At 65.4% G+C, this 23906-nt stretch carries 18 protein-coding genes; 8 read left to right on the forward strand and 10 right to left on the reverse strand.

The genetic code is table 11. The annotated features are described in order from the left end of the window. Positions 1 to 127: 127 nt before the first annotated feature. On the reverse strand, positions 128 to 1672 hold the full coding sequence (gene rlmD, locus CV_RS09450) for a 23S rRNA (uracil(1939)-C(5))-methyltransferase RlmD (protein WP_011135483.1): 1545 nt from the start codon (positions 1670 to 1672) through the stop codon (positions 128 to 130). Between the two features lie 138 nt (positions 1673 to 1810). Here rlmD and CV_RS09455 point away from each other — a divergent pair, with 138 nt between their 5' ends. Beyond that, complete coding sequence (locus CV_RS09455) at positions 1811 to 2716, forward strand: L,D-transpeptidase (protein WP_011135484.1); 906 nt, start codon at positions 1811 to 1813, stop codon at positions 2714 to 2716. Positions 2717 to 2911: 195 nt separating this feature from the next. Here CV_RS09455 and CV_RS09460 read toward each other — a convergent pair whose 3' ends face one another. Then, entirely contained in the window at positions 2912 to 4189 is a 1278-nt protein-coding gene (locus CV_RS09460; protein WP_011135485.1) for an O-acetylhomoserine aminocarboxypropyltransferase/cysteine synthase family protein, read from the reverse strand. A gap of 102 nt (positions 4190 to 4291) precedes the next feature. Next, entirely contained in the window at positions 4292 to 5719 is a 1428-nt protein-coding gene (locus tag CV_RS09465) for a PLP-dependent aminotransferase family protein (protein ID WP_011135486.1), read from the reverse strand. Positions 5720 to 5942: 223 nt separating this feature from the next. Here CV_RS09465 and CV_RS09470 point away from each other — a divergent pair, with 223 nt between their 5' ends. Together CV_RS09470 and gltX are read left to right on the forward strand one after the other, a co-directional pair. Continuing rightward, entirely contained in the window at positions 5943 to 6569 is a 627-nt protein-coding gene (locus CV_RS09470; protein ID WP_011135487.1) for a LysE family translocator, read from the forward strand. An 86-nt stretch (positions 6570 to 6655) separates the two neighbouring features. Continuing rightward, complete coding sequence (gene gltX, locus CV_RS09475; RefSeq protein WP_172539951.1) at positions 6656 to 8044, forward strand: glutamate--tRNA ligase; 1389 nt, start codon at positions 6656 to 6658, stop codon at positions 8042 to 8044. 62 nt (positions 8045 to 8106) lie between these two features. Here the strand turns inward: gltX and CV_RS09480 are convergent, their stop codons facing one another. The 3 genes from CV_RS09480 to crcB all read right to left on the reverse strand — a co-directional run bounded on the left by CV_RS09480 (position 8107) and on the right by crcB (position 10601). After that, positions 8107 to 9522, reverse strand: coding sequence for a Dyp-type peroxidase (locus tag CV_RS09480; protein WP_011135489.1), 1416 nt, complete (start codon positions 9520 to 9522; stop codon positions 8107 to 8109). 64 nt (positions 9523 to 9586) lie between these two features. Then, positions 9587 to 10039, reverse strand: a complete 453-nt coding sequence (locus tag CV_RS22135) for a hypothetical protein (RefSeq protein WP_011135490.1) — start codon at positions 10037 to 10039, stop codon at positions 9587 to 9589. 136 nt (positions 10040 to 10175) lie between these two features. Further along, positions 10176 to 10601 (reverse strand): fluoride efflux transporter CrcB, encoded by a 426-nt coding sequence (gene crcB / locus CV_RS09490; protein ID WP_370448047.1) that lies wholly within the window; start codon positions 10599 to 10601, stop codon positions 10176 to 10178. Between the two features lie 331 nt (positions 10602 to 10932). Between crcB and CV_RS09495 the strand changes: the two genes are divergently transcribed. Then, positions 10933 to 11358, forward strand: coding sequence for an acyl-CoA thioesterase (locus CV_RS09495; RefSeq protein ID WP_011135492.1), 426 nt, complete (start codon positions 10933 to 10935; stop codon positions 11356 to 11358). A gap of 6 nt (positions 11359 to 11364) precedes the next feature. Here CV_RS09495 and mnmC read toward each other — a convergent pair whose 3' ends face one another. Together mnmC and CV_RS09505 are read right to left on the reverse strand one after the other, a co-directional pair. Then, a complete protein-coding gene (gene mnmC / locus CV_RS09500) occupies positions 11365 to 13347 on the reverse strand; it encodes a bifunctional tRNA (5-methylaminomethyl-2-thiouridine)(34)-methyltransferase MnmD/FAD-dependent 5-carboxymethylaminomethyl-2-thiouridine(34) oxidoreductase MnmC (protein ID WP_011135493.1) in 1983 nt (660 codons plus the stop codon). A 98-nt stretch (positions 13348 to 13445) separates the two neighbouring features. Beyond that, a complete protein-coding gene (locus tag CV_RS09505; protein ID WP_011135494.1) occupies positions 13446 to 13919 on the reverse strand; it encodes a hypothetical protein in 474 nt (157 codons plus the stop codon). Between the two features lie 161 nt (positions 13920 to 14080). Here CV_RS09505 and clpB point away from each other — a divergent pair, with 161 nt between their 5' ends. Then, complete coding sequence (gene clpB, locus CV_RS09510) at positions 14081 to 16660, forward strand: ATP-dependent chaperone ClpB (protein ID WP_011135495.1); 2580 nt, start codon at positions 14081 to 14083, stop codon at positions 16658 to 16660. Between the two features lie 67 nt (positions 16661 to 16727). On the opposite strand, the gene CV_RS09515 is transcribed toward clpB, so the two are convergent. Together CV_RS09515 and fliW are read right to left on the reverse strand one after the other, a co-directional pair. Then, positions 16728 to 17297, reverse strand: a complete 570-nt coding sequence (locus CV_RS09515) for a DNA-3-methyladenine glycosylase I (protein WP_011135496.1) — start codon at positions 17295 to 17297, stop codon at positions 16728 to 16730. Continuing rightward, positions 17294 to 17737: a flagellar assembly protein FliW gene (gene fliW / locus CV_RS09520; protein ID WP_011135497.1), complete on the reverse strand. Its 444-nt coding sequence runs from the start codon at positions 17735 to 17737 to the stop codon at positions 17294 to 17296. Before fliW ends, CV_RS09515 begins: the two co-directional genes overlap by 4 nt. A 284-nt stretch (positions 17738 to 18021) precedes the next feature. On the opposite strand from fliW, the gene CV_RS09525 reads away from it, so the two are divergent. From CV_RS09525 to CV_RS09535, 3 genes are read left to right on the forward strand one after another with little or no spacing between them, the layout of a single operon-like run. Further along, complete coding sequence (locus CV_RS09525) at positions 18022 to 19239, forward strand: EAL domain-containing response regulator (protein ID WP_011135498.1); 1218 nt, start codon at positions 18022 to 18024, stop codon at positions 19237 to 19239. 10 nt (positions 19240 to 19249) lie between these two features. Then, positions 19250 to 19984, forward strand: a complete 735-nt coding sequence (locus tag CV_RS09530) for a response regulator (RefSeq protein WP_011135499.1) — start codon at positions 19250 to 19252, stop codon at positions 19982 to 19984. A gap of 2 nt (positions 19985 to 19986) precedes the next feature. Continuing rightward, complete coding sequence (locus CV_RS09535; RefSeq protein WP_043595953.1) at positions 19987 to 23877, forward strand: ATP-binding protein; 3891 nt, start codon at positions 19987 to 19989, stop codon at positions 23875 to 23877. Positions 23878 to 23906: the final 29 nt, after the last annotated feature.

Below are 23906 nucleotides of genomic sequence, written 5' to 3' on the forward strand. Positions count from 1 at the left end.
ATGAGGTCGGCGAGAGCACAATGCGCTGAAGCGGAGGATAATACTTGTCTTTAGATCAAACAATCTGTCTTTAGGTAAAGATAAACGGCCCGCTTTGGCGAAGTCGCCAAAACGGGCCGTTGTCCCGTCATTGATCCGAAGCGGCTTCCTCGGCGTCGCGGCGGGCTTTCTCCGCGAAGTAGTGCGCGCGGCGGGCTTCCTTGGCGGCGGCTTTCTCCGCCAGCTCGGCGGCCTTTCTTGCCTTCTCCGCGTTTTCTTCCGCCAGGCGCGCCGCTTTGGCGGCCTCGCGTTCGGCGGCTTCCAGCGCCTCGATTTCCTCGACTTCCTTGCGCGTCTTGCAGGGGCCGGTCTTCTCGAACCAGGCCACCGACTCTACGTGCGCGGTGTGCGGGAACATATTGATGATGCCGGCCGCCTTCAGCGTGTAGCCCTTGGTGTGCACCAGCACGCCGGCGTCGCGCGCCAGCGTGGACGGATTACAGGACACGTAGACGATGCGTTGCGGCGCGGTCTCCTCGGTGATGGCCTTCAACAGCTGCACCGCGCCGTCGCGCGGCGGATCGACCAGCATCTTGTCGAACTTGCCAAGCGCCGCGAACGACTCCTCGGTCACGTCGAACAGGTTGGCCATTTCGTAGCTCACCTTGTCCTGCAGACCGTTGTGGGTGGCGTTTTCCACCGCACGCCTCACCAGCGGCTGGCTGCCTTCCATGCCGTGCACCACGGCGCCGGAACGGGCGATGGGCAGGGTGAAGTTGCCGATGCCGCAGAACATGTCGGCGATGCGCTCGCCCGGCTGCGGATCCAGGAACTTCAGCGCGCGCGCCACCATCACCGCGTTGATCTGCGGGTTCACCTGGGTGAATTCGGTCGGGTAGTAGGGCATCTCCACCGCGAATTCCGGCATGCTGTAGGTCAGCTTCGGCGCGTCCAGCGGATAGATCGGGTAGCAGGTGTCCGGCCCCTTGGGCTGCAGCCAGATCTGCAGCGGCCGCTCGGCCGCGCCGTGCTTGTCGGAAAACGCCTTCAGGATGGCGAAGTCGGCATCGGTGATGTCGTCCATATTGCGGAACACCAGGATGTCGAGCTTGTCGCCGACCGCCACTTCCACCTGCGGCATGCGTTGGCTGATGGACAGCGTGGCGATCATTTCGCGCAGCGGCATGATCAGGTCGGAGATGTGCTTGGGCAGGATGTGGCACTCGCGCATCTCGGCAATGTAGCTGGAGCTCTTCTCATGGAAGCCGACCAGCACGCCGCCCTTTTTGGCCACCATGCGGGCGGACAGGCGGGCGCGATGACGGTAGTGCCAGGCCGGTCCGGCGATGGGGGTGAGCACGCGCTCGGCCTTGACCTTGCCGATGCGCTTCAGATTGTCTTCCAGCACGCGTTGCTTGATCGCCACCTGGGCGGTGAATTCCACGTGCTGCATCGAGCAGCCGCCGCAGACGCCGAAGTGCGGGCAGCGCGGATCGGCGCGCATGAAGCTTTCCTTCAGCACGGCGCTGGTCTGCGCGTTTTCGTAGCTGGGCTTCTTGCGGTAGCTGCTGTAGATAACCTTTTCATACGGCAGCGCGCCATCGATGAAGAGGGTTTTGCCGTCAACGTGGGCGACCCCCCGGCCTTCGTGATCCAGCGATTCGACCAGGGCAATAGTCTGTGGGTGCGTCATCGTCTTGCTTGCAAAATCAAACGGTAAAACGCGGATTTTCTCAAAAACCGGGGATTCTTGCTGGTTTTTTTACGATCCCGGAATTCCTGGCCTTTCTGTTAGAATCCGGATATGAGTCATGGTTACAGAAGGTGCGGTATGTTGAAGCGGTTGTCGTTGCTGGCGCTGGGATGGTGGCTGGCGGTTCCCGTGCAGGCGGCGGTGATGCCCGCGCCGGATGTCGCGGTCAATCCCATCGGCCGGCATTTGGTGCTGAACTTGCCGCAGGCGCGGCTGTTCCTGTACCAGGACGGCAAGCTGGCGCGGATTTTCCCGGTGGCGGTCGGCAAGATGCTGACCCAGACCCCGACCGGCAGTTTCGACATCACCGGCATCTACCGCGCGCCCAGCTGGCACGTGCCCAAGTCCATCCAGGAAGAGATGCGGCGCAGCGGCAAGGAAGTGCAGACCGTGGTGCCGCCGGGCCCCAACAATCCGCTGGGCCCGGTTTTCGTGCGTTTCGGCGAGAGCAGCCTGGGCCTGGGTTTTCACGGCACCAACGCGCCCGGCTCGGTTCCGGGCTTCCGCAGCCACGGCTGCGTGCGGCTGCGCAACGACGACGCGCTGGAGCTGGCCAGGACCGTCAGCCGCGGCGACGCGGTCACCGTCGCCTACCAGACCATTCTGCTGAGCGAGGACGAAGCCGGCCAACTGTGGCTGACCGTCTACCGCAATCATTACAAGCAGAGCGATCCGTCGCTGCCCTACCTGGCCGATACGTTGCTGGCCTGGCAGCGCCAGCACCAGCAGGCCTTGTTCGGGCAGCGGGTGGACAGCGCGCTGAAGCAGCGCGACGGCAAACCGGTCTGTCTGAGCTGCAAGAGCGGCAAGACGGAAGTCAGCGGCAGCCTGAGCGCGTTGCCATGGCTGTCCAGGCTGAATCCGCCCGCTCCGGTTCCGACGCCCGCCGCGCCGGCGGCCAGCCAGCCGCAGCAGCAGGAGCGCGAGCCCGGTCCGCCGTCGGCCAAGGCCGGCCAGCGCGCCCGCGCCGTCGCCAGGGGCTAAGAACGGCTAACAGAGCCCCTGACGCTGCGTTGCGCCGACTTGCCGTATTGCCTGTGCTGTCTGCGTCGGCGCGGCTTGCCTCTGCCGTAAAACCGAGTTTTGTCAGCCACGCTCAGGCCGCAGGCCTGATGCGATGGACCGGGGGCCGCTTTCGCGGCCCCGTTTCGTTTGGGACGGTTCGTCCCATGCCTGGGCTTACTGGGCCGCGGCTTTCAGCGCCTGGCCGATGTCGGCCAGGATGTCGTCGATGTGCTCGATGCCAATGGACAGCCGGATCAGTTCCGGCTTTACCCCGGCGCTCAGTTGCTCCTCCGGCGAAAGCTGGCGGTGGGTAGTGGTGGCGGGGTGGCAGGCCAGCGACTTGGCGTCGCCGATATTGACCAGCCGCGTCACCAGCCGCAGCGCGTCGATGAAGCGGCCGCCGGCTTCGGCGCCGCCCTTGATGCCGAAAGACAGGATGCCGGAGGCGCGGCCGCCCAGATAGCGGTCGGCCAGCGGCTTGCTGGGGTGGTCAGGCAGGCCGGCGTATTCCACCCATTCCACCGCCGCGCTTTCCTTCAGGAAGCCCGCTACTTTCAATGCGTTGTCGCAAATGCGGTCCATGCGCAGCGCCAGCGTTTCTATGCCCTGCAGGATCAGGAAGGCGTTGAACGGCGACAGCGCCGCGCCCATATTGCGCAGCGGCACCACGCGGGCGCGGGCGATGTAGGCGGCCTCGCCCAGCGCTTCCACGTAATTGACGCCATGGTAGCTGACATCCGGCTCGTTCAGCCGCTTGAAGCGCGTCTTGTGTCGCCCCCATGGGAATTTGCCGGAGTCGACAATGGCGCCGCCTATGCTGTTGCCGTGGCCGCCCAGGTATTTGGTCAGGCTGTGGACCACGATGTCGGCGCCGTGCTCGAACGGCCGGCACAGGTAGGGCGAGGGCACGGTGTTGTCGACGATCAGCGGCAGGCCGTGGCGGTGGGCTTCGGCGGCGAAGGCGGCGAAGTCCACCACATTGCCCAGCGGATTGCCTATCGATTCGCAGAACACCGCCTTGGTGCGGTCATCCACCAGCGCGGCGATGGCTGCCGGGTCCTGGTAGTCGACGAAGCGGACTTCGATGCCCAGCTGCGGGAAGGTGTGGGCGAACAGGTTGTAGGTGCCGCCGTACAGCGTGCGGGTGGCGACGATGTTGTCGCCGGCCTCGGCGATGGTCTGGATCGAATAGCTGACGGCCGCCATGCCTGAGGCCACCGCCAGCGCGCCGACGCCGCCCTCCAGCGCCGCTATCCTCTTTTCCAGCACGTCGGTGGTGGGATTCATGATGCGGGTGTAGATATTGCCCTGCACCTTGAGATCGAACAGGTCGGCGCCATGCTGGGTGCTGTCGAAGGCGTAGCTGGTGGTCTGGTACAGCGGCACCGCCACCGCCTTGGTGGTCGGGTCGGGGCTGTAGCCGGCGTGGACGGCGAGGGTTTCCAGTTTCATCGTGGCGGCTCCTGGTCAGGCGTTTGTCATGGCTGTCTACCTTAGCGCCGCCGGCTGTCGATCACAAGGACATAAAAATCATACTGGATATGACTGTCCGTTCTAATGGCCTTCTGCCAGTTCGCCCGCCAGCTCGCCCACCCGGATCAGCGCGCGTTGGTAGGCCTCGTTCCATGGATAGCAGCACGACAGCCGCAGGCAGTTGCGGTAGCGGCCTTTGGCCGAATACATCGCGCCCGGCACCACAGTGATGCGTTCGGCCAGCGCGGCGCGGAACAACTGCATGGTGTCGGCGTGGCTGGGCAGTTCCACCCACAGCAGGCAACCGCCGGAGGGCAGGGTGGCGCGGGTGCCGTCCGGGAAGTGCTGGGCCACCGCGCCGCGCAGTTTTTCCATCTGGCTGATGAAGTGGCGGCGGAGCAGCCGCAGGTGGTGGTCGTAGCCGCCGCTTTCCAGGTATTCGGCCAGAGTTTCCTCCAATAGCGCCGGCTGGCCCAGGCTGCTGGAGAATTTCAGCCGGCGCACCTCGCTGAGGAAGCGTCCCGGCGCGATCCAGCCTATGCGGAAGCCCGGCGCCAGCGTCTTGCTGTAGCTGGAGCACAGCAAGACCCAGCCGTCGCGGTCGTAAGCCTTGACCGCGTCCGGCGTCGAGGCGCCGTAAAACAGCTCGGCGTGCGGAACGTCCTCGATCAGCGGCACCTGGTAGTCGTTGACCAGCTGCGCCAGCCGCCGTTTCGCCTCTGGCGGCATGGTGCTGCCCAGCGGATTGTGCACGGTGGGCATGGCGACGACGGCGTTCAGCCGCTTTTCGGACAACAGCAGTTCCAGCGCGTCCAGCGCCAGGCCGCTGGTGGGGTGGGTGGGGATTTCGATCACCGCCAGGCCCAGATCCTTCAGCATCGGCAGCAGCGCGAAATAGGTGGGCGACTCCACGCCCACGGTGTCGCCCGGCTTGCAAACGGCCCTGAGCGCCAGTTGCAGCGCTTCGGTGCAGCCGTTGCTGATCACCAGCTCGTCCGCGGCCAGCACGCAGCCCCAGTTGACCGCGCGCTGGGCGATCTGCCGCCGCAGCCGCTCCGAGCCCGGCGGGAAAGGGTAGTCGGTGGTCAGCTCCGGGTGCTGGCGCAGCAGCCGCCCCATGATGTGCTTGAAGCGGGTGGTGGGGTAGAAGTCGCTGCCGCGCGGGCTGGCCAGAGCCAGGTCGATGAAATCGGCCTGGCTCTGCACGCCCATCACCGCCTCGATCTGGTCCACCACCTCGCCGGTGTGGTGGGCGGCGCTCTGGCGGCGCATCCGCGGCAGCGGCAGGCTGGCGGCCGATTTGACGTAGAAGCCCGACTGCGGCCGGGCTTCGATCAGGCCGCGGTCTTCCAGCATGCGGTAAGTCTGCAGAATGGTCGACGGGCTGACCTTGTGCATCGCGCAGGCCTTGCGCACCGAAGGCAGTCGTTCGCCCGGGCGCACGGTGCCGTTCCGGATCAGCTCCATCCATTCGTTGACCAGCTGCTGGTACAGCGTTTCGCCGCTCATGCGGGGCTCCTCGTCTTGGAGTGGGGTACAGAAAAATCGGATGTCGGTACAGTTTTGGACGAAACCGACCGTAACAGTTTGATCAATTCAAAACTGTTATGGTCTCAATTCTATTTTTTTGAATCTGTAATTGTCCAGCGCAAACGCCTAACATGGAGTCCTTGAGTCGGGGGACTGCCCCGCATGCGCCGGCGGCCTGCCGGCTGTGGTTTCAGGAGTGATCATGAATCTGTTTGCGCTTGTCACTTACTTGCTGGTGATGTCCATCACCCCGGGTCCCAACAACCTGGTGCTGGCCTCGTCCGGCGTCAATTTCGGTTTTTCCCGCACGCTGCCGTCCCTGCTGGGCATGGCGCTGGGCCTGTCCTTGCAGATCGGCCTGCTGTCGCTGTTCCTGGGCGCGCTGATATCGTTGATGGCGTCCCTGCAGCTCTACCTGGCCGTGGCCGGCTGCGCTTATCTATTGTGGCTGTCCTGGAATCTGGCCCGCGCCGGCAAGGCCAAGGCGGGAGACGCCGGCGCGCGGCCGATGGGCTTCTGGGGCGGCCTGATGTTCAACTGGCTGAATCCCAAGGTGTGGCTGATGGGCTTCAACCTGGTGATGGTGTTCCTGCCGGCGCAGATGAACCCCTGGCATGCGGCCGGCGTGTTCGCCCTGGTGTCCTTCGCCACCAGCCTGCCGTGCATCGCGGTGTGGGCCGGCTCCGGCGTCGCCATCCGCCGTTTCCTGGACTCGCCGCTGCGGCTGCGCGCCTTCAACTGCAGCATGGCGGCGATGCTGGCGCTGACCGCGGTGTGGTTGCTGGCGGAGATGCTGCCGGCCCATTCGCTGGCTGCGCTGATGGTTTGAGCCCCGATTTTCCCGAGCCCGCGTTTGCGGGCTTTTTTGTTGGCGGCGTACAATGACGCCTTTGTGTTTTTCTCAGAGTCCAACCCATCATGATCCGTACCCGTTTCGCCCCCAGCCCCACCGGTTACCTGCACATCGGCGGCGTGCGCACCGCGCTGTTCTCCTGGGCCTACGCCCGCAAAAACAACGGCGTGTTCGTGCTGCGCATCGAAGACACCGATCTGGAGCGCTCCACGCCGGAATCGGTGAAGGCGATCCTGGACGGCATGCACTGGGTGGGTCTGGACTACGACGAGGGCCCGTTCTACCAGACCCATCGTTTCGACCGCTACAAGGAAGTGATCCAGCAGCTGCTGGACAGCGGCCACGCCTACCACTGCTACTGCAGCAAGGAAGAGCTGGAGGCGATGCGCGCCGAGCAGGAAGCCCGCGGCGACAAGCCGCGCTATGACCGCCGCTGGCGTCCGGAAGCCGGCAAGACCCTGCCGGCCATCCCGGAAGGCGTGCAGCCGGTGGTGCGCTTCAAGACCCCGCTCTCCGGCGTGGTGGCTTGGGACGACGCGGTCAAGGGCCGCATCGAGATTTCCAACGAAGAGCTGGACGATCTGATCATCGCCCGCCCGGACGGCAGCCCCACCTACAACTTCTGCGTGGTGGTGGACGACTGGGACATGCGGATCACCCACGTGATCCGCGGCGACGACCATGTCAACAACACCCCGCGCCAGATCAACATCCTCAAGGCGCTGAACGCGCCGCTGCCGGTGTACGGCCACCTGCCGATGATCCTGAACGAGGACGGCCAGAAGATGTCCAAGCGCCGCGACGCGGTCAGCGTGGTGGATTACGCCGACAAGGGCATCCTGCCGGAAGCGCTGCTGAACTACCTGGCGCGCCTGGGCTGGGGCCACGGCGACGACGAATTCTTCAGCATGGAGCAGTTCGTCGAGTGGTTCAGCCTGGAGGCGGTGAGCCCGTCGGCCAGCCGCTTCAACCACGAAAAATTCATGTGGCTGAACGCCCAGCACATCAAGGCCGCCGACAACGCCCGCCTGGCCGAGCTGATCGCGCCGCGCCTGGCCGCCGCCCATGTCGACACCGCCCATGGCCCGGCCATCGGCGACGTGCTGGCACTGGTCAAGGAGCGCGTGCAGGATCTGAACGCGCTGGCGCTGGAAGTGGATTACTTCTACAAGAAGCGCGAACCGGCCGCCGCCGATGTGGAAAAGCATCTGGCCGGCGACGCCGTCGAGCGCATGGGCCGCTTCGCCGACCGTCTGGCCGCGCTGGAAGCCTGGACCGCCGAATCGATCCACGAGCTGTTCAAGCCGTTCTGCGCCGACGAGGGCATCAAGATGGGCCAGCTGGGCATGCCGCTGCGCGTGCTGGTGTGCGGCACCACCCAGACGCCGTCGGTTGACGCGGTGCTGGCGCTGATCGGCAAGGAAGAAGTGCTGCGCCGCATCCGCGGCTGATTCTGTCCGGCTGGCATCATCGCCCCCGCCGCCCTGATGGGCCGCGGGGGTTTTGTTTGCCCTCAGCCGGAGGCCAGCCGCGCCAAGTAGCGCAGGCCGCTGATGCTGGGGAAGAAGCAGTAGGCGCCGCCGCGGGTATGGATCAACCGGGGGAAGCCGGTGATGCGCTTGTTTCCGTGTCCCTTGGCGCCGGGCCGTGCGTCGGTGAAAGAGCTTTGGTCCACGTGATTGACGCCGAGGAACACGTCCTCTCCGCTGATGTTGAACACCGCGTTGCCTTGTTCCGACCCGCCGGGGCCGGTGGCCGATTTGACGAAATGGGAGTCCAGCGCCCACTGGCTGGTGACGAACTCGAACTGGTTGCTCAGGCTGGCATTGATGAAATAGCCGATCAGGCCGCGCTTCTGCTGGTCCGGCTTGGCCGGGTCGTATTCCGGCCCGTAAGGCATGGCGCGGCGCACGATGCGGTGCGAGGGGCTGCCGGCGCCCACCACGCCGCCGTCGCGCGGGTTGCTGCGGCGGATGTGGGAGCCGATCGGACACTTCAGGCCCAGCGTGTCGTCCTGGTTCACGTCATCGCTGACATAGTGGAAAGCGTTGAGCTGGTCCGGCGGCAACGCGGCGCCGGCGTCGCTTGGCATCAGCGTCAACGGATTGCCGTTGCGCCAGCGGCCGCAGACTTTGGCCGCCAGCATTTCGGCATCCATGCCCAGCTGGGCGGCATAGGTCTGCAGGAAGCGCTCGAAGCCGGGCACGTCCTGTTCCAGGATGCGGAAAGCGGCGAAGCTGCTGTTGAGGGACAGCTCTTCCGGTTGCAGCGTGTAGCGGCCGTTGCTTTCGTTGAGGTAGCCGAGCAGGAATTCGCCGGTGGCCACCACCGGCTGATCGTCCGGGACGTCGCGCTTGCGCGGCGGGGCGCCGTCTATGGTGGGCTGGGCGATGCTGTCGCGGTAGCCGAAGTGGACGCGGTTGTCGGGCAGCGCCACGGCGTCCTGGGCCGACAGCTCAGTCACGCCGGATGCGGCGAAGGCGCGGCGCAGCGTGGCCGATGCCGGCTCCAGCTGCGCTTCGCCGCCGTCCACCCACAGGCTGAGCAGCGCATGGACCTGCTGGCCATCGTTCAGGCCGCCTATCCAGTGTTCCGGGGCGCTGTCGTCGCAGTCCCCGATGCCGGCGGCGATGCCCGGGTCCGTGGCGCCCTTGTAGAACGAGGCATCGAAAGTCTGCAGCTGCGCATCGCTGAGACCCAGCCGGGACAAACCGACGCGGGTGAAGCAGAGGTTCAGGAAGTGGACCGGTTTTTGCTGGCCGCGCTGGGCAGTGGCGATCGGCGGGAGTCCCAGCTGTCCGTCCACCAGTTTGAGGATCAAGCCGGCCGCGCCGGCCTTGTCGTCGATGCGCAGGATGAAATGCCGGGCGCGCTCCACCCGGTAACCGCGCAGGATGGTGCCTTGCACGTCGTCGTAGGGGATGCTCATGATCGCTCCGGAAAAAAGGATGCGGCCAGCCGCGGGCGGCCGCATCGGGGAGGGCTCGCCGCGCTTAGGGCAAGGAGGCTAGGATCGTCTGCACGGTGGCGTCGTAGGCCTGGTACAGGCCTTGGTTCAGATCGTGCTGGGAGGCGTCGTTCTTGGCGATGAAGGCGGTGAAGGCGGCAGTGTTGTTGGCCACCGGGATCAATTTGGACGCGCCATCGACGAATTGCAGCAAGGCGTCGAATATGGGGCCGACCTCTTTGACGAAGTCCTGAATGTACTTGTCGAAACTGCCGTCGTATTCGGTGATGACGGCGAGGACGTAGTTCTGGCTGGAGTTGATGCCCGGCTGCAGATTGGCGACGGCGCGGTCCAGCAACAGGGTGCGGGCATAGTGCACGGTGCCGATTTTCGTCAGGGCTTCATGCAGCTTGGTCTGGTTTTCGCTGACGGTGGATGCCAGGGCGATCAGGTCGGCATTGGGCGCCACCGGCATCATCAGGGTAAGGGGGCTGGCCATGTTTTCCTCCTTGAGTAGGGTAGTTGGAGGTTGAAACATAGGTAGCGGACAGTCTGTTCGATATGGTGCCGAATACGTAGTGCCGGCGGTTTGGCGCGCCGGCGGGCGTTTGCCGCAGCGAGATTCGCTCGGGGGATCAGCGTCTCAGCCACTGCCAGCTGGCGATGCCGGCCATGGTCATCAGCAGCGAGCCGCTGACATGCACGGCGATGGCGGCGAAGGCCGGTTGCAGCTGACCCTGGCGCAGCAGGTCCACCACCTCGGCGGAGAATGTCGAAAAGGTGGTGAGGCCGCCGCAGAAGCCGGTGATGATCAGCAGCCGCCACAGCGGCGACAGCATCGGCATGTCGGCGAACAGCGCCACGGCCACGCCGATGATGTAGCCGCCGACCAGGTTGGCGGCCAGCGTGCCGGGGGGCAGGGAAGGGAACAGGCTGTTCAGGCGCAGGCCCAGGAACCAGCGCAGCAGCGCGCCGGCGGCGGCGCCTATGGCGATGGCGAGTATGGATTTCCACATGGCGGCGAAAGGTGTCGATGGATGATGGCCATTGTGCATCGGCATCGCGGATTCGCCTAGCGCGGCCTGGCTGGAGGGAATAAAAAAAGAGCCCCAGGGGGGCTCTGAATTGCACCTTCGCTCAGGTGATCGAGGTTTGGTCTGCGACCTGGCATCGATCATGTCCCGCTCGCTATCCCGTTGGAGACCGCGAACCGGACAAGGCACATTATCCCGATCAGGCCCTGGCGCCAGTAGCATGATTGTTGATGGCTTGTGTGACGGGGTGTAATCAAAACGACTGGGATTTAACACTTTCGCAAAAGAATCGGCAAATAAGCCGGGCATTCGGTTTTTGCCGTTATCATGGAGTCTTTCAGACAGTCGGGAGCAAGCCTTGACGACGCCGTTGCCGGTGCTGGACACGCGTACCATCAGCATGCGCTGGGGTGATATGGACGCGGTGGGCCATCTCAACAACACCTATTATTTCCGCTATCTCGAGCAGGTCCGCATCGAGTGGCTGCAGGGCATGGGATTCGGCATCGAGCCGGACGGCATAGGCCCGGTGCTGGCCAGCACCAGCTGCACTTACCGCAAGCAGCTGACCTATCCGGCCACGCTGGACATCACCATCGAGCTGGAAAAGCTGGGGCGCAGCAGCCTGAAGCTGCGCCACCACTTTTACCGCAGGGACGATCCCGGCGTGGTCTACGCCAGCGCCGAGGTGCTGCTGGTCTGGGTGGATTACAAGGCCGAGAAGTCGGTGCCGATCCCGGACGCGATCCGAGCGGCGATAACGCGCGCGCCGACCGCGGCCTGAGATGGGTCACAGCGCGTCCGGGTCCAGCTTGCGGCGGATCAGGTCGCGCAGCAGGAAACGGGACGGATGCACCGCCCGCATCAGATCGGCGGGCAGCGGCGCCGGCTCGCCCTCCAGCAGCGAAGCCAGTATCTCGCCCGACAGCGGCGCGGTGATCAGCCCGCGCGAGCCGTGGGCGGCGTTGACGTACAGGCCCTCGGCCCACGGGCAGGCCGTGGCCGGCCGCAAGGTCGCGTCGCGCGCCAGTTCGCGGTAGGCGTGGACGAAATCGCGCGCCGCCACCGCGGGGCCGACCAGCGGCAGGTAGTCTGGGCTGGTGCAGCGGAAGGCGGCGCGCCCGTCCAGGTGCTCAGGCGCGTCGCGGTCCAGGCTGGCGCGCAGCGACGGGGCCAGTTCGGCCAGCATGGCCAGGTTTTCCGCATGCTCGCCGTCGTTGACGCCAAGGTCGTCGGTGTCGAACTTGAAGGTGGCGCCCAGGCAATGGCGGCCGCCGCGCGCGGGGGAGATATAGCCTTCGCCGCAGAGCACGGTGCGCAGCCGGCTGCTTTCCTCGCTGGCGGGGATGCTGGTGATCTGGCCGCGGATCTTTTTCAGCGGCAGATGGCGGGTGCTGTCGAACTGCGCGGTTTCGGCCGCGCCGGCCAGCACCACCACGGACGCCACCGCCAGCGGCCCCTGCTCGTCGCCGGCGGTCCAGCTGCGTTGCGCCGGATCGTAATCCAGCGTCAACGCGGTGCGGCCGGTCTTGATCACGATATTCGGGTGGTCGGCCAGCTGGCGCACCAGCGCGGGCGGATGCACCCAGCCGCCCTGGGGGAAGAACAATCCGCCGCATGGCAGATCCGTGCCGGCCAGCTCGCTGGCGGCGTCCCGATCCAGCGGCCGCATCACCGATTCCGGCAGGTTCAACTCGGCCAGCGCCTGCTGTTTTTCCGCTTCCTTGCCGTCATGCGCCAGCTGCAGCACGCCGCAGGCCTGCCAGTCGCCGTCCTCGGGCAGCAGGCAGCGCAGCGCGCGCAGGCTGTAGGCGTAGCCGGACAGCACCAGCCGGGTCAGCGGCGTCAGGTGGGGGGAGAGCTTGGTGTACAGCACGCCCTGCGGATTGCCGGAGGCCGCGCTCGCCAATTGCGGCATCCGCTCTATCAGCGTCACCTGCCAGCCGCGCAGCGCCAGGCTGCGCGCGCTGGCGGCGCCGGCCAGGCCGCCGCCGACCACGATGGCGCTGCGCTCGCGCCAGCGGGGCTCGGGCCGGGCGTACCAAGGCGCTTGCCAGCCGGCGTCAGGCGGCGTGGCGATCCAGCCGTGGCTGATATGGCGCTTGGCGCCGTGGCCGGGCGCTTTCCTGACTTCGAAACCGGCCCCGGCCAGGCCGCGCCGCACCGCGCCCGCGCTGGTGAAAGTGGCGAAGCTGGCGCCGGGACCCGACAGGCGGGCCATCTGCTCGAACAGCGCCTGCTGCCACATGTCCGGGTTTTTGGACGGCGCGAATCCGTCCAGGAACCAGGCGTCGACGCGTGCATCCAGCTGGGGCAGCACCTCCAGCACGTCGCCTATCATCAGCGTCAGCGTCACCCTGCCGCCGGCGAGCACGAAGCGGTGCCAGCCCGGCGTCAGAACGTCGTATTGCGCCAGCAGCTGGGAAGACCATGGCTCCAGCTCCGGCCACAGCGCCAGCGCCTGGGCCAGGTCGGACGGGGTCAGCGGAAACTTCTCCGCGCTGACGAAGTGCAGCCTGGCGCCGGCCGGCGCGCGCGCCTCGAAGCATTGCCAGGCGCAGAGGAAATTCAGGCCGGTGCCGAAGCCGGTTTCCGCGATGGCGAATGAGCCGGAGGGGGGCAGCGCGGCGAAGCGCTCCTCCAACTGATTGTGGCGGAGAAAGACGTGGCGGGTCTCCTCCAGGCCGGAGGCGCGGGAGAAATACACGTCGCCGAAGACGGCGGACATGGGCTGGCCGTCCTGCCAGACGAGTTGGGCGTGAGAGTGGGTCATTTATTTGATCAGCGTCGGCGATGGAGGGCCGGCGGGAAGGGTAAATCGATTTGACGCCATTGTCTCATGCCGGGCATGAGCGTCCAAGTTCAAGCGCCTCACCCGGTCCACCGCAGGTTGAAGGTGGTGACCGAGGTTTTGGGGTGGTGGCTGCCCACGTTGACCCTGGGCAGGTAGCCGACCGCCAGCGCCAGGGATTGGGTGCCTAGGCTGATTGTGGGCAAGGCTGCCGGACCATTGTGGCCGGAACCGTGCAGATAGCCGGCTTGCAGGCCGATGCCGGCGAAGACCGGGCCGAAGATTTCCCATTCGCGCCGCCAGCCCAGCGTGACGAAGTTTGCATCCTTGCGGAAGGAGTCCCGATAGACGCCGGCGCGTGAGAACCAGCGGCCATTGTCCTGATCGCCCGCAAATGCCCACTCGAGCCCAGCTCCGGGGTTGTCTTGATTGAGATTGCAGGTGGAACAGCCGTGATGAAGGGAGGCGCCGAACAGCAACAGGGAGAAGTCGCGGGCCTGGGAGGCTTGAGCGGACATGAGCAATGCGGCGGCGATCAATGCGAGGCGCGTCATGGTTTCCCCTTGCTGAGCGACGGTGGTATCGAGCGTATTATTTGAACGTCATTGCCTTGATTTGAGCGTAGTCAATCCTTGGTGTTTGGCAACTCTTGAAATGGGCATTGGCCTCCCCAAAATGGAAGTCATCGACAAGATTCAAACGGGGAACCGACACCATGCGATTCGACAAGCTGACCACCAAGTTCCAGCAGGCGCTGGGGGATGCCCAGAGCCTCGCCGTGGCGAACGACAACCCATACATCGAGCCGCAGCACCTGCTGCTGGCCATGCTGGACGACGCCGAAGCCGGCGTCGGCGGCCTGCTGGCGCGCGCCGGCGTCAACGTGCCGGCGCTGAAGGCCGGTCTCAAGCAGGCGATCGACCGCCTGCCGCGGGTGCAGGGCCATGGCGGCGAGATCACCGTGTCGCGCGATCTGGCCAATCTGCTCAACATCGCCGACAAGATCGCGATGAAGCTGGGCGACGAATTCATCGCCAGCGAGCTGTATCTGTCCGCGCTGTCACAGGACAAGGGCGAGGCCGGCCGCTTGCTGAAAGAGCACGGCGGCAATCACGCGTCCATCCAGGCGGCGATAGACGCGGTGCGCGGCGGCGAGAGCGTCAACAGCGCCGACGCCGAAGGCCAGCGCGAGGCGCTGAAGAAATACACCATGGATCTGACCGAGCGCGCCCGCCAGGGCAAGCTGGACCCGGTGATCGGCCGCGACGACGAAATCCGCCGCGCGATCCAGGTATTGCAGCGCCGCACCAAGAACAACCCGGTGCTGATCGGTGAGCCGGGCGTGGGCAAGACCGCCATCGTCGAAGGTCTGGCGCAGCGGATCGTCAACGGCGAAGTGCCGGAAAGCCTGAAGAACAAGCGCCTGCTGGTGCTGGACCTGGCGGCGCTGATCGCCGGCGCCAAGTACCGCGGCGAGTTCGAGGAGCGGCTGAAGGCGGTGCTGAACGACCTCTCCAAGGACGACGGCCAGACGCTGATCTTCATCGACGAAATCCACACCCTGGTGGGCGCGGGCAAGGCCGACGGCGCGATGGACGCCGGCAACATGCTGAAGCCGGCGCTGGCGCGCGGCGAGCTGCACTGCATCGGTGCCACCACGCTGGACGAGTACCGCAAGTACATCGAGAAGGACGCCGCGCTGGAGCGCCGCTTCCAGAAGGTGCTGGTGGGCGAGCCGTCGGTGGAGGACACCATCGCCATCCTGCGCGGCCTGCAGGAAAAGTACGAAATCCACCACGGCGTGGACATCACCGACCCGGCCATCGTCGCCGCGGCGGAACTGTCCCAGCGCTACATCACCGACCGCTTCCTGCCGGACAAGGCGATCGACCTGATCGACGAGGCCGCCAGCCGCATCAAGATGGAGCTGGACTCCAAGCCGGAGGCGATGGACAAGCTTGACCGCAGGCTGATCCAACTGAAGATCGAGCGCGAAGCGGTGAACAAGGAAAGCGACGAAGCCAGCCAGAAACGGCTGAAGCTGATCGAGGACGAGATCGCCGAGCTGTCGCGCGAATACGCCGACCTGGAAGAGATCTGGAAGGCCGAGAAGGCCGCCCAGCAGGGCTCGCAGAGCATCAAGGAGGAGATCGACCGCCTGAAGGTGGACATGGAGGAGCTCAAGCGCAAGGGCGACTGGCAGAAATTGGCAGAACTGCAGTACGGCAAGCTGCCGCAGCTCGAGGCGCGGCTGAAGGAGGCCGAGTCCGCCGGCGACAAGGGCGAGGCCAAGCCCAACCGCCTGCTGCGCACCCAGGTGGGCGCCGAGGAGATCGCCGAGGTGGTCAGCCGGGCCACCGGCATCCCGGTGTCCAAGATGTTGACCGGCGAGCGCGAAAAGCTGCTGAAGATGGAGGATGTGCTGCACCAGCGCGTGGTCGGGCAGGACGAGGCGGTCAGCGCGGTGGCCGACGCCATCCGCCGCTCGCGCTCCGGCCTGGCCGATCCCAACAAGCCGTACGGCTCCTTCCTGTTCCTGGGACCGACCGGCGTCGGCAAGACCGAGCTGTGCAAGACGCTGGCCAGCTTCCTGTTCGACAGCAAAGACCACCTGATCCGCATCGACATGTCCGAGTACATGGAGAAGCATTCGGTGGCGCGGCTGATCGGCGCGCCGCCCGGTTACGTCGGCTACGAGGAAGGCGGCTATCTCACCGAGCAGGTGCGCCGCAAGCCGTACAGCGTGATCCTGCTGGACGAGGTGGAAAAGGCGCATCCGGACGTGTTCAACGTGCTGCTGCAGGTGCTGGACGACGGCCGGCTCACAGATGGCCAGGGCCGCACCGTGGACTTCAAGAACACGGTGATCGTGATGACGTCGAACATCGGCAGCCAGCAGATCCAGGCGATGGCCACCGACGATTACCAGGTGATCAAGCTCGCCGTGATGGCGGAAGTGAAGACGCAGTTCCGGCCGGAATTCATCAACCGCATCGACGAGGTGGTGGTGTTCCACGGCCTGGACGAGAAACACATCCAGTCCATCGCCCGCATCCAGTTGAAGAGCCTGGAAAACCGCTTGGCCAAGCTGGAGCTGAGCCTGCAGATCAGCGACGAGGCGCTGGCGCTGTTGTCCGAAGCCGGTTTCGACCCGGTCTACGGCGCGCGGCCGCTGAAGCGGGCGATCCAGGCCGAGCTGGAAAACCCGCTGGCCAAGGCCATCCTGGCCGGCAAGTACCCGCCGAAAGCCACGGTGATGGTGGAAGCCCGGAACGGACAACTGGCTTTCGCCTGATCCGCCTCTTGCCCGCAAAAACGGCCGCTGATGCAAGCGGCCGTTTTTCATGGGAGGGCTGCCGGCTTCAGCCGCCGGGGTCCGGATGCAGGAAGCAGCCGGACAGGTGGTCGTTGACCACGCCGCAGGCCTGCAGGTAGGCGTAGACCACCGTGCTGCCGACGAAATTCATGCCAGCCTTTTTCAGCGCCTTGCTGATGCGGTCGGACAGTTCGGTGCTGGCCGGCACCCGCGCGTCGTCGCGGCGGCGCAGGATGGGCTGGCCGTCGACGTGCGCCCACAGCCAGTCGGCGAAGCTGCCGTGCTCCCGCTGCATCCGCAGGAATACCTTGGCGTTGCGGATGGCGCTCTGGATTTTGAGCCGGTTGCGGACGATGCCGGGATCCTGCATCAGCCGCTCGACATCGTCGTCGGTCATCGCCGCCACCTTGGCCGGATCGAAGCCGTGGAAGGCGGCGCGGTAGCCCTCGCGCTTTCTCAAAATGGTGATCCAGGACAGGCCGGCCTGCGCGCCCTCGAGCACCAGCATCTCGAACAGCTTCTGGTCGTCGCGCTCGGGACGGCCCCATTCCCGATCGTGGTAGGCGACGTACAGCGGATCGTCGCCGCACCAGGCGCAGCGTTGGATCTCGTTCATGGCGTGTGCAGCAGGATGTCGATCTTGAGGCCGGTCTTCTGGATGCCGCGGCGCGAGGACAGGCTGATCACCAGCGGATTGCACAGATTGGCCTGCAGCGCGCCCAGCACCGGGTGGGAATCGCGATCGAGGTCCAGCGGACGATACAGCATCAGCAGGATGGCGGCATCCTGCGGTCCGGACAACTGCAGCTGCGCGACTTCCTCGTCCGACAGCTCGATCTGAAAACGCACGCCCAGCCTGTCGGGCAGCGCCAGGCTGAAGGTGATGCCGGGATCGTCCAGCGACTGCAGCCAATACATTTGCGGCGTCGGCTGGGTGATGTCGTGGAACAGCTTGAAGCGGGTGCAGTTTTCCAGCGCGGGAATGCCCTGGGGGAAGGTGATGATGGTGGTCTCGTCGACCTCGACGTTGCCGAGCTGGTTGGAATCGAAGCGCATGGCGTTCTCCTGTGCGGGAAGTGTGGGGCCGTCAGCGATGATACCCGAGCGCGGGCGTTGCCGCGACGGCGCGGCCAGACCCCGCTTGTGCTGGCAAATTTGTCAGCCTATACATGGTATTGCGTCAGGTGGAATTACGCGAATGTCTTAAAGCGCCGGGCCGTGGACAGGGCTGTCCTGCCGCGTGCCGCGTCGCGGTTTTACGCAGCGTTCATCGATCGGCAAGGCGGCATGTCCGGTGTCCGGCGCTCAGGGACCGGCCCGTCTGGAAGGGGCAACGTGGCATGGAGCTGAAACCGAAACGGTTCCTGGTCCTGGATGATCAACTGGTCCTGCGCAAGCTGATTTCGCGGCAGGCCAGCTTCTTCACCCGGTTCGCAGTGGAAATAGACGAATTCAGCGATCCGGCCGAGGCATTGCGCAGCATCGCCGAAGGCGGTTATCACCTGGTGATCACCGACATCGGCATGCCCGGCATGAACGGGATCGATTTCATCAAGAATGTGGCGCGGCTGGGATATCAGTCCGCGTTGCTGATCATTTCAGGCTATGACGGCAAGACGCTGCAGACCATCGCCGACATGTCCGTCAATCTGGGCTTGAGCTGCACCCGCTTCCTGTCCAAACCCTATTCCGCCGAGGCGTTCGTCGCCGCGCTCAACGGCATTTTCAGCGAAATGGAACGCAGCGAGGCGCCGGCGGTCGGGGATGTCGCCCAACTGCTGGCGGATCTGGGCGGCGAGACATTCCGGATGCAGTTCGCGCCTGTGCGCTCGCTTCACGGGAGGAGGCTGGCCGGCTTCACGCTGCGCACGCTGCAGCTGCCCGACGGCAGGAGGCTGGCGTTCGACCGCCTGCTGGCTTTGCTTGCCGGGCGCAGGATGGCTTCCGCGGCCTTGCTGGAGATCGTGGTGGAGCGCACCGCGCGCCTGTTGCAGGACATGCGTCTCTCGGCCGGAATCGACGATTGCCGGGTGAACATCCGCATCGATGAGGCCTGCCTGAGCGCGGACAATGTATTCGACCGCTGCTTCATGGCGCTGCAGCAGTCCGAGGTGTCGCCCGCCTGCCTGGGGTTCGCCTTGGCGGACGGCTTGAACCGGCGCTCCGACGCCCTGTGTTTCGAAAACATCGCCAAGGTCAAATATCTGGGCTTCCGCCTGCTGGCGGACGGGTTCGGCCAGGGTTCCCTGACCGTCAGCAATCTGTTCCGGCTGCCTTTCGATCAGGTGAACGCGCCGCTGGAGGCGCTGCAATGGATGAAAATCCTTCAGGGTGAGGATCCGGGCGCTTTCCGTCTGCTGCGGTCCTTTGGCCTCGGGCAGGCGCCGGTGTGCGCCACCGGGTTGGACGACGAAGAGAGCCTGGCGCTGGCGCAGGCGCTTGGATGCGGCCTGGGCGAAGGCGACGCGGTGTCGCTGGCGGTGCCGGAGGAGGAGCTGTTGCAGGAGATGGCCGCCGTGCCGGAAGGCGGCCCGATATCGAGCGGGAACCCTGTATGAAGGAGACAAAATGATCTCGGTCGACCTGGCCCGCCTGCGCATCCTGATCGTGGACGACCAGACGCTGGTGCGCACGCTGATTTCCCAGTCCCTGCAGAGCATGGGCATCAAGCAGGACCACATCTTCCAGGCCGCGGATGGGACGACGGCGATGCGGCTGCTGGATATCCGGTCCGTGGACATCGTGCTGTGCGATGTGCAGATGCAGCCGATGAACGGCATGGACCTGCTCAAGGAGCTGCGATGCGGGCATACCGCCAACGCGTCCAATCTTCCCTTCGTCTTCCTGTCGGGACACGCTGACCGCAGCAATGTGGTGCTGGCCAGCCAGCTGCATGCGGATGGTTTCGTGGTGAAGCCGCCGAAGCCGGCGGATGTGGAAAAGGCGATACAGGTGGCGATGAACCGCGGCCGGCCTGAAATCGACCCGTTCAGCTACTACCATGTCGCCACCGGGACCGAATACGACAAGAAGGTGTTCGGCCGCCTGTTCGAGACCCGCGCGCCGGCATCCCAGGACGAGCCCCAGGAACAGTGCCTGTCCCTTGACAAGATCCGGTCAGGTTCGGTGTTGACGCGCGATCTGCGCAGCAGGGCGGGACATTTGTTGTTGCCGAGAGGGGCCAGCATTTCGGCGAACCAGATCGCCGTGCTGCGCGATTACAGCGAGCGTTACGGCGTCACGCAGATTTACGTCGCGAACAGCGATGAGGCGGCCGCCAATCCAACGGTGGCGAGGCATTAGGCATGCAGTTGTCAGGACACAGCCGCAGCCAGGCGGTGGTGATCGGCCGAAGCGTGCTGGCGATCGTTCTGCTTCTTGGCCTGCTGCAGGCCGGCGTGGTGGCGGCATTGCAGTTTTCCGCCTGGCGGGCCTATCAGCTGGCGGAATCGCTGGTGCGCCTGAACCAGGATGCGTACGGGGTCCGGAATTTCGCCAATCTGCAGGCCAAGGAAAGCGGTTTGCTGATGGAGGCGCTGCTGGCGAAACGACCGGATGAGGCGGCGCTGAGCCAGATGGCGCGGCAGGTGGACGAGAGCTTTCTGACTCTGGTGACCACTTGGTACGGCCGCGACGAGGGCCACGCGGCGGAGCGTCTCGCCAGCCTGCGGCAATCGGTCAGGCAATTTCAGCAACTGAGGGTGGCGGCGCGCCGGGAAATGCGGGGCGATGCCGCAGACCGGGAGGTCCAGCTCGCCAAATTGTACGAAGGCACCCGCGATGTCCAGCAGCAGGCGCAATTGCTGCTGGACGCCGTGGTGGCGAGTATGGCGGCCAGCGGAGAGTCGCGCATCAGCAACCTGGCCTGGTTGCGTCAGGATGCGGCGACGCTGACCTACTGGCTCCGTTCCAGCGCGCAGGCGCTGGTGCTGCGTTCCGAGCTGAAAGGCAGGCTGGATCGCCGCACCGAGGAGTCGCTGGCGCGCGGCCTGAGCGCCGGCATGCTGCTGCTGGGGCGCTTGCAGCCTAGGCTGGACAGCATCGGCGATCCGGCGCTGTCGAAGCGCTTCGCCGATATCACCATGCAGGCGAACCGGCTGCAATTGCTGACCCAGCTGCAGCTTGAGCAGGTGGACGGCCGCCTGCAGTTCAGCCAGGCCACCGATTACCGGCGCAATCTGGCCCAATTGTCCGATTCGTTGGACCGTGCCCGAGGGGAGATCGCCGAGCGGGCGCAGCGCACCTTGCAGGAAAACCGCATCCACTATCGGAACACCTTGCTGAGGGAGGGAGCGTTCGGACTCGCGGTGCTGGCGCTGCTGGCCTTCCTGTGCTATGTCGTGGTGCGCAAGGTGCTCAGGCCCCTGGACTTTCTGCAGCGCATGCTGGACGTTTCGGGCGACTCCATGCTGGTGGTCGACCAGAACGGCGTGATCGACATGGCCAACGAGGGCGCGGGACGCATGTTCGGCTACCCGATGAGCGCGCTGATAGGCATGCCGGTCCGACAGCTTTTCGTGGTGGACGACGAGCTGCTGTCGGTGCTGGCCGCGCTGGAGGTGCAGACGGGACGAACGATGCCGGTCGAGGGCATGGGCAGCAGCGGCGAGCGTTTCCACGCGATGCTGAACGTGGGGCGCTTCCAGGAAGACATCAATCGGCCGCTGAACATCCTGATCGTGCGCGACGAGCACAAGCGGAGGCTGGCGGAGAACTCGCTGGAGCGCAGCGTCGCCCTGCTGTCGGTGATTTCGGAAATCGAGGCGATGCTGCTGTCGCGCGCCGAGCGCGACACCGTGTTTCAGCGCTTGCATCATACCTTCCTCGAGTTCACCAGCTCCGAGCAATGCCTGCTGGTGGCCTGGACCATGGGCGACGAAGCCGAGGAGTGCCTGGTGCCCCAGGCGGGAGAGTGGCCGGATTTTCTGCCGCTGCCGCAGCAGCTGTCGCAGACCGACATGCCGCTGGCCGCGCTGTTCCGCAGCCTGACGGCCCAGCCGTCATGGGTGTCGCTGCCGGTGATGCTGGGCGGCGAGGCCGCGGCCGGCGTCTGCCTGCTGCGGCCCACGCTGTCGCAGCTGGGCATCAGCATCCTGCCCTTGCTGGGCGCCTACGCCAACATCCTGGGTTTTTACGCCGAGGAAGACAGGCGCAAGCTGTCCGAGGCGCAATTGCGGGCCGTGCTGCAGGAGGAGGAGGCCGTCTATTCGGCATCGCCGGTGGGGCTGCTGCGCTTGAACGAGCATTTCCAGATCACTCGCGCCAACCTCACGGCCGAGAGCATATTCGACGTCGGCGACGAATACGGCCTGTCCGGCATGCACCTGATGGAGCTGCTGGCATCCGAACACGGCTGGTACGAGCTGGCCGAGCAGATGTCCAAGATGCAGCAGGACAATGCCCGCATCCATTGCGAGCTGGAGTGCCTGACCGGCACCGGCCGGCCGATCTGGGTGCTGTTCGAGGGGCAGCTGCTGTTCCCCGACGCCAGCGAGTCGGTGATCATCCTGGCCTGTCTCGACATCACCGAGCGCAAGATGGCCGAATTCGAGCTGAGGATGGCGCGCGACCAGGCCAACGCCGCCAACCGCGCCAAGAGCGCCTTCCTGGCGACGATGAGCCATGAAATCCGCACGCCGATGAACGGCGTGCTGGGGATGCTGGAACTGCTGGCGATGACCCGGCTGGACGCTGAGCAGAGCGACACCGTCGCCACCATCCAGGATTCGGCCAACACGCTGCTGCGATTGATAGACGACATCCTGGATTTCTCCAAGATCGAGGCGGACCGGCTGGAGATCGTGCCCACCCGCACCGCGATACGGCCTTTCATGGACAGCGTGCGCAGCCTCTACCACGAGAACGCCAGCAAGAAGGGCCTGGAGCTGACGCTGACGCTGGACGACAAGCTGGCACCGACGCTGGTCATCGACCCGCTGCGGGTGAGGCAGATCCTGCAGAACTTCATCAGCAACGCCATCAAGTTCACTGCCAGCGGCAAGGTGGACATCCGGGTCAAGGTGATGGATACCGTGGCCAATTACCAGGTGCTGAGCTTCGAGGTCGAGGACACCGGCATCGGCATGTCCCAGGAGCAACTGAGCAAGCTGTTCCAGCCGTTCACCCAGGCGGATTCCGAAACCACCCGCCGTTTCGGCGGAACGGGGCTGGGGCTGGCGATCTGCCGGCGGCTGGCCGGCCTGATGGGCGGCCACGTGGAGATGGAGAGCGAGCAGGGCAAGGGCAGCTGCGCCAGGCTGTTGCTGGAGGTGGAGTGGCTGGCCGAACAGGTGGAGCCGGTCATGCTGCCGGAGCAGCGCGTGCCGCTGGAGACCGTGATCGCCGCCGCTCAGGCCGACAAGGAGATCAGCCTGGGCAGCGGACTGTTTCCCATTCTGTTCGCCGAGGACAACCCCACCAATCGCAAGCTGACGCTCAAGCAGCTGGAAAAGCTCGGCTACCCGGCGGACTGGGCCGAGGACGGCGACCGGGCCTTCAGCAAATGGCTGTCCGGACGTTACTCGCTGATTCTGACCGACTGCCACATGCCCGGAATCGACGGCTACCAACTGGCGCGGCTGGTGCGCGCCCATGAGGAGTCGCATCCCGAGCGCGGCCGCATTCCCATCGTCGCCTGCACCGCCAACGCGGCCAAGGAGGAGGTGGACAAGACGCGCGAAGCCGGCATGGACGATTTCCTGACCAAGCCGCTGTCCATCCTGGCGCTTGAAGCGACATTGCGAAAATGGATGGGCTCCATGTCCGGGTCTCCGCCGGACGGCGCCGCCGCGTCGTCCGACGTCCCTGGCAAGGCCGAGGTCGCGGAGCCGCCGCCTCTGGATGCGCCGCGGATCCCGGTGGACCGAAGCGTGCTCGAGGTGTACAGCAATGGCGAGTTGAGCGTGGAGCTGGAGATCCTGCGCGAATTCCAGACCGGCAACAGCGAGGACGTGGCCGAACTGCGCGCGGCGATGGCCGCGGAGGATGCGGAGCGCATCGGCTTTTCCGCGCACCGCATCAAGGGCGCCAGCCGCATGGTGGGAGCCAACGGCATGGGCGACGCCGCCGAGGCGGTGGAGAAGGCGGGCAAGGCGCGCGACCTGGAGCTGGCCAGGAAAAAGATGGTTTTCTTCGAAGACCAGCTGGCCGTCTTCGAAAACTGGCTGGCCAGCCAGGGCGAAACGGTCGCCGAATAGCGCCGCCCGCCATTCGGGCCAGTCCATTC

This window comes from Chromobacterium violaceum ATCC 12472 (genome assembly GCF_000007705.1).
GTDB lineage: Bacteria > Pseudomonadota > Gammaproteobacteria > Burkholderiales > Chromobacteriaceae > Chromobacterium > Chromobacterium violaceum.

Excerpts from the sequence above, each read along its gene's own strand:
- rlmD (WP_011135483.1), bottom strand. The coding sequence starts at position 1,672 with ATGACGCACCCACAGACTATTGCCCTGGTCGAATCGCTGGATCACGAA.
- CV_RS09455 (WP_011135484.1), top strand. The coding sequence starts at position 1,811 with ATGTTGAAGCGGTTGTCGTTGCTGGCGCTGGGATGGTGGCTGGCGGTT.
- CV_RS09460 (WP_011135485.1), bottom strand. The coding sequence starts at position 4,189 with ATGAAACTGGAAACCCTCGCCGTCCACGCCGGCTACAGCCCCGACCCG.
- CV_RS09465 (WP_011135486.1), bottom strand. The coding sequence starts at position 5,719 with ATGAGCGGCGAAACGCTGTACCAGCAGCTGGTCAACGAATGGATGGAG.
- CV_RS09470 (WP_011135487.1), top strand. The coding sequence starts at position 5,943 with ATGAATCTGTTTGCGCTTGTCACTTACTTGCTGGTGATGTCCATCACC.
- CV_RS09480 (WP_011135489.1), bottom strand. The coding sequence starts at position 9,522 with ATGAGCATCCCCTACGACGACGTGCAAGGCACCATCCTGCGCGGTTAC.
- CV_RS22135 (WP_011135490.1), bottom strand. The coding sequence starts at position 10,039 with ATGGCCAGCCCCCTTACCCTGATGATGCCGGTGGCGCCCAATGCCGAC.
- crcB (WP_370448047.1), bottom strand. The coding sequence starts at position 10,601 with ATGCCGATGCACAATGGCCATCATCCATCGACACCTTTCGCCGCCATG.
- mnmC (WP_011135493.1), bottom strand. The coding sequence starts at position 13,347 with ATGACCCACTCTCACGCCCAACTCGTCTGGCAGGACGGCCAGCCCATG.
- CV_RS09505 (WP_011135494.1), bottom strand. The coding sequence starts at position 13,919 with ATGACGCGCCTCGCATTGATCGCCGCCGCATTGCTCATGTCCGCTCAA.
- clpB (WP_011135495.1), top strand. The coding sequence starts at position 14,081 with ATGCGATTCGACAAGCTGACCACCAAGTTCCAGCAGGCGCTGGGGGAT.
- CV_RS09515 (WP_011135496.1), bottom strand. The coding sequence starts at position 17,297 with ATGAACGAGATCCAACGCTGCGCCTGGTGCGGCGACGATCCGCTGTAC.
- fliW (WP_011135497.1), bottom strand. The coding sequence starts at position 17,737 with ATGCGCTTCGATTCCAACCAGCTCGGCAACGTCGAGGTCGACGAGACC.
- CV_RS09525 (WP_011135498.1), top strand. The coding sequence starts at position 18,022 with ATGGAGCTGAAACCGAAACGGTTCCTGGTCCTGGATGATCAACTGGTC.
- CV_RS09530 (WP_011135499.1), top strand. The coding sequence starts at position 19,250 with ATGATCTCGGTCGACCTGGCCCGCCTGCGCATCCTGATCGTGGACGAC.
- CV_RS09535 (WP_043595953.1), top strand. The coding sequence starts at position 19,987 with ATGCAGTTGTCAGGACACAGCCGCAGCCAGGCGGTGGTGATCGGCCGA.